This window comes from Sphaerochaeta sp., assembly GCF_050256055.1.
In the GTDB taxonomy this organism is placed as follows: domain Bacteria; phylum Spirochaetota; class Spirochaetia; order Sphaerochaetales; family Sphaerochaetaceae; genus Sphaerochaeta.
Genome location: NZ_JBFWIJ010000051.1, coordinates 1 through 5,217, shown reverse-complemented (window position 1 = coordinate 5,217; position 5,217 = coordinate 1). Strand labels below are relative to the sequence as shown.

4 protein-coding genes and 2 pseudogenes are annotated in these 5,217 nt (G+C 47.2%); 4 read left to right on the top strand and 2 right to left on the bottom strand.

Features of this window, described 5'->3' with window-relative positions; genetic code table 11:
• The 4 genes and pseudogenes from AB7C91_RS13465 to AB7C91_RS13450 form a co-directional block, all read left to right on the top strand.
• Positions 1-207: pseudogene (locus AB7C91_RS13465) on the top strand (capsular polysaccharide biosynthesis protein CapF); the annotation flags it as partial.
• Positions 208-212: 5 nt separating this feature from the next.
• Complete coding sequence (gene wecB / locus AB7C91_RS13460) at positions 213-1,337, top strand: non-hydrolyzing UDP-N-acetylglucosamine 2-epimerase (protein ID WP_428592299.1); 1,125 nt, start codon at positions 213-215, stop codon at positions 1,335-1,337.
• A gap of 270 nt (positions 1,338-1,607) precedes the next feature.
• Complete coding sequence (locus AB7C91_RS13455) at positions 1,608-1,763, top strand: hypothetical protein (protein ID WP_428592296.1); 156 nt, start codon at positions 1,608-1,610, stop codon at positions 1,761-1,763.
• A gap of 18 nt (positions 1,764-1,781) precedes the next feature.
• A pseudogene (locus tag AB7C91_RS13450) lies at positions 1,782-2,621 on the top strand (IS110 family transposase); the annotation flags it as partial.
• 356 nt (positions 2,622-2,977) lie between these two features.
• On the opposite strand, the gene AB7C91_RS13445 reads toward AB7C91_RS13450, so the two are convergent.
• Together AB7C91_RS13445 and AB7C91_RS13440 are read right to left on the bottom strand one after the other, a co-directional pair.
• On the bottom strand, positions 2,978-3,199 hold the full coding sequence (locus AB7C91_RS13445; protein ID WP_428592294.1) for a hypothetical protein: 222 nt from the start codon (positions 3,197-3,199) through the stop codon (positions 2,978-2,980).
• Entirely contained in the window at positions 3,186-4,919 is a 1,734-nt protein-coding gene (locus tag AB7C91_RS13440) for an IS1634 family transposase (protein WP_428592291.1), read from the bottom strand. The genes AB7C91_RS13445 and AB7C91_RS13440 overlap by 14 nt, the downstream gene beginning before the upstream one ends.
• Positions 4,920-5,217: the final 298 nt, after the last annotated feature.

Genomic DNA, 5,217 nt, shown 5'->3' with positions numbered 1-5,217 from the left:
GGCAAGGGCCTGATCCAGTTCAGAAAAATCGGGACAGAGATAGTAATCGATTATCATGTATCGGGTGAGAAGCTCGAGGTTGTGGATATTCCCACTGGGTATACCCACAACATCATCAATTTGGGAGTTGAGGACATGGTCACATTCATGTGGGCCAATGAGCCGTTCAATCCTGAGAAGCCTGATACAGTATTCGAGAAGGTTTAAGCAACATGGAAAAGATGAAGGTGATGACCATCCTTGGAACAAGACCCGAGATCATACGCCTCAGTGCAGTCATAAAGAAGTGTGACCAATATTTCAACCACATTCTGGTCCATACGGGACAGAACTGGGACTATACGCTCAACCAGGTGTTTTTCGAAGACTTGGGGCTGAGGGCTCCTGACTATTACCTGGACAGCGTAGGCAAGGACCTTGGCGAGACGATGGGAAACATCATTGCCAAAAGCTATGAGGTGATCCAGAGAGAGAAGCCCGATGCGCTGTTGGTGCTGGGTGATACCAACAGTGCCTTATCTGCCATCAGTGCAAAACGGCTGAAGGTGCCCATCTTCCACATGGAAGCAGGAAACCGCTGTTGGGACTGGAACGTCAGTGAGATGATCAACCGAAAGATTGTGGATCACATAAGTGACATCAACCTTCCGTACACCGAACACTCCAGACGCTACCTTCTCTCTGAGGGGCTGGACGGTAAGACAATCTTCGTTACAGGATCTCCCATGCGTGAGGTCCTAGACAATCACATGGAAGGGATCCAAAAAAGCGACGTGCTGCAAAGGCTGAACCTCGAGAAGAACAGATACATCTTGGTTTCTGCTCATCGAGAAGAGAACATAGATAATGAAGAACACTTCATGTCGCTGATGAATGCTATCAACGACATGGCTGAAGAGTATCAGATACCGGTCATCTACAGTACCCATCCAAGGAGCAGGAAGTTTATCGAGCAGAGAAACTTCCAGTTTCATCCCTTGGTACAGAGTCTCAAGCCATTTGGATTTCTCGACTATAACAAGTTGCAAATGAACGCCTACTGTGTGCTCTCTGACAGCGGCACACTCAGTGAGGAATCGGCAATGCTGGACTTCGCTGGAGTTCTCATCAGGACGAGCACTGAACGTCCAGAAGTCTTGGACAAGGGGACGGTAGTCATCGGCGGCATTACAACTAAGGACATATCCCAAGCGCTAGAAATGGCAGTTTCAATGCGGGACAACAATGAGAAACCCGAGATGCCCGATGATTATCATGACACCAACGTATCGGTGAAGGTGGTCAAGCTTATTCAGAGCTATGCGAAGATAGTGAATGAGACGGTGTGGGGGAAGTGATTAAAAATATAAAAACAAGTTCAACAAATATTTGTTTAACAATATGATGTGACCCCTGAATTTGCAATATCGCGGATTTGGCATTACAGTGGTCATAACTTAAACTACCGTATGCATTACCGCATACAAAAGAGAGGTCACATCATGTTAAACAAAACCAGTATACGCACAATCGGCATCGACGTCCACAAAGATTCATTCTCCTTATGCACCTATTGCCCGGAAACAAATTCTTTTGTTGGTGAAATCACTACTGCAAGCAGCTCAAAGATGGTCGCCAACTATATCATACGATTGCAGAAAGACGTTGGGCCCAATGTCAGTGTCATCAGCGGCTATGAGGCAGGGCCTACAGGGTTCGGCCTTCATAGGGATCTTTCTAAGGCTGGACTTGACTGCAAAGTCATGGCCCCTACCACCATCTAAGAGAAAAAGGGTGGCAACAGGGTAAAGACGGATAGGGGTGATGCCAGGAAAATTTCCAAGGCATTGTATTTGGAAGCCTTCAAGGAAGTCGTCCCACTCTCAGTTCAGGATGAGGCCACTCGGGACTACATCAGGATGAGGGATGACAGGAAGGATGCTTTGAAAAGGGCCAAACAACAGATTCAGTCATTTTTGCTCAGAAAGAGCAAGCACTATCCTGAAAAAGGTACAAGCTGGACCCAGAAGTATAGGGCATGGCTTAAATCTTTTACGTTTGAGCTCCCAGCTGACCAGCTGGCCTTCGATGAATACTATGCCGAGGTTTGCAGGCTGGAAGAAGCGGTCGAGCGTTTTGACCAGCAGATTGAAGAATACTCCCAAGATGATCAATATAGGAAAAAGATAGCAGTTCTGCGTTGTTTTGGCGGGATTGATACTCACATAGCCATGGCGATAGTCTGTGAGATTGGGGATTTCTCACGGTTCGCCACAGCAAAGGAATTCTCCTCCTATATCGGACTTTGCCCCGGTCAGCAATCCAGTGGGGGGAAGACTCAGATGACAGGGATTACGAAAGCAGGGAACGGCCATATCAGAAAATTGCTAACGGAAAGTGCCAATTCCATGGCGAGGACCACGATGTTCCAGAAATCCAAGCGCCTCAAAGCAAGGCAAGCCGGAAATCCTGCATCTGTCATTGCCTATGCAGATCGAGGGACATCAAGGATACGCTATAAGTACAAAAAGATGATACAGGAAGAAAAGAGCTCCAATCTGGCAAAGGCAGCCTGTGCCAGAGAGATTGCCTGTTTTGTCTGGGGTATGATGACCGGGAACCTCTATGGTGAAGTTGCCTAGGGACAGAAATATAAAGTAGTAATGGAGGTGTGAGGGATGCATTGACAGGCTGACGACAGTCAAGATCTTGCTACCTTCGAGGAAGTTATGAGACACAAACCATTATGATTCTCGCCCTTAGACAGAAAGAGCAGTAGGCGGACCATTGGCCTGTAGGTACCCAATCCACGTATATGAGAGTGGTCAAATGCTGAAAAACTGATTCGGCCTGTTTATGGATCCCTTACATCAATATAAAAATTGAACCGGAGAGAATGTAATGAAAGAATTCTAGAAATATATGCAATTGTTGCTTGACAGAGGTCACATCATATGAACTTCCTGAAATTTTATTACTCAAAGTGGCCTACGGATGTTTAGCGCTTATCACTTTTCACATAAGTCAGTACATTCTCGTAGCTTTTCCCGCTCTTATCGATTGCAGCTGCAAGTTCCTTGATCTGCAGCTCCCGCTTTTCGGCATAGAGCTTTTCTAGTTCAGCAATCGCAGCATCATACCGACTCTTGGTTCTTTCAACAGCAGTCTGGGCTTTTGCGATCTTTGCATCAATAGATGCCATTGTCTTAGTTCTTGCCATGTTTTCCCCCTCCGGAGTGTACGGCCGCTGCAGGTTTGCCGCCAAGCGTATCGCTGATGGTCACCGTCAAAGCGTGAACGGAATCACTGTCCAGTCCGAATGCCTTAAGAATCGTCTTCTGAGTCTTTGTCAGGGCATGGTCAAGTCGATACACTCCATCATATTGCCTGACCATCTCAATCTTGTCCAATTCCTTCAACGCGGCGGGAATGGTCATGTAATTGGGTCTCTTGTCCATCCGCTCCATCTCATCCTTGAGCAGCGTGTAGATTCGGTTGCGGATGATCAGTGCAACGAACTCGATGAAGATCTTCGCTTCCGCTGACTGCTGGGAATAGGTTCTGAGGCTTCTGTTGCCGAGGAACGTCTTGTCGCTTCTGAAGAGTTTTTCAGAGGAGTCCCTGCTCTTATACAGATCAATGGCATCCTGTGCTGACATCTTCTCCGAGGTGACGATGGCGAAGTACCCGCAGAGGGACAGCTCCTGCTGGATTACATCGGCTCGCTCTTTCCAGTGGACAAGAACGTTGTCCTGCTCATTGTAATAGAGCTCAAAGTACTGTTCATACGCATCAGGAAGGATCACAGGCCTCATTCGGTACTTCTCAAGAAGCCTTTCCATCTTTTCAAGATCGAGTTCCAGGGAGCTTCTCTGTGAATGTTCAAGGGCCGTGGAGTGGAAGAGATGGAAATGCCGGTCTTTCCCATCATCAGCGAAAAGCCTCGCTTTCACGGTCTTTCCGTAGATTCTGTGTCCCCTGATGAAACAGCTACGGTCAATCTCGAAACTTCCTTTCTGCTGCATTACGAGCTCCGAGACGAGACGTTTCGACCCCTTGACCATGATGATGAATTCATAGCCGCAACCATCCATGTACTGGATGTTCGACTTGCAGAAGTACCCGCGGTCAAGAATGAAGCCGCAACGACGGTAGCCGTAGCTCTTGGCTTTCTCCAACATATACTGCAGCAGTGAGACATCCACGATGCTGCCGGGATACGCCTCATAAAAGAGCGGGACCCTGTTGGTCTTGTCGTAGGCTACAGAGAAGTTGAATACGGGAAGCCCTTTGCCGCTTTTCAAATGGCCGTACTCGAGCATCTCGATGTCGCCGGCCTGGCAATCCTTGTTGGTCGAGTCATAGGAGATATAGATCTTCTCCCTGTGGTCCCGTTTTGCATTCCAATTGTTGAGAAACTCCACACTGCACCGCCGTGGCATGGTCGACAGGAATTCGGACACCTTTGAATCACTGTAGACTCTCATGTCCTGGGTGAACAGGGGATGATTGTATGCATAATCAGGATAGTATTGACCCTCATTGTTCTCACTGACGATGGAAAATGCGGCCAAGTCCAAAAACAGCCAGGCATCCCTGCCGATGGCATCCTCAACAAGATCAGACAGGCCGTAATGGCTGATGATGTCCCTGATCACCAGCCAGGAACCGATTCTCAGGCAACAGCTCCTGGAAACGTCACGGTTGATATGTGACAGCTCGGCAGTAGGGAAGTACTTCAGGAAGTTCCCATTGGGATACATTTTCCTTTCATCGTCAGGTGAAAGTTTCCCGATGACAGCCCTCTTGGGAACATTGTACTTCCTGTCAGGATCATAGACACGATCATACTCATAGAAGATGTAGGTTGAATCCTTCTTCTTCTGACTTACAATCTTTCCACTCACATCCGGGATGTCGACAAGTGCTTTCAAATACATCGGTTCCGCCTTGCTTGAGTAATACTTTCTAACTCAAATTATAGCAGAACAACCCAGTATTTTCAATAGAAAAGACTCTCCTTTTACAATTATTGTATAGAATTATAGTACGAGAAAGGTGGTCTCAGATCAATTGAGTAATACTTTCTCTGGAAGTTAAGACTATAACTTATAAGGACTTGTGGATGGTGCCGACCAAGGCCCAGAGGCTGATCTTCAACCTCTTAAAGATAGAGTACCATTGGAAGGGAAAGATAGTGAATCTTGAGAAGCCAATAGAGCCTGAAGATGATGACGA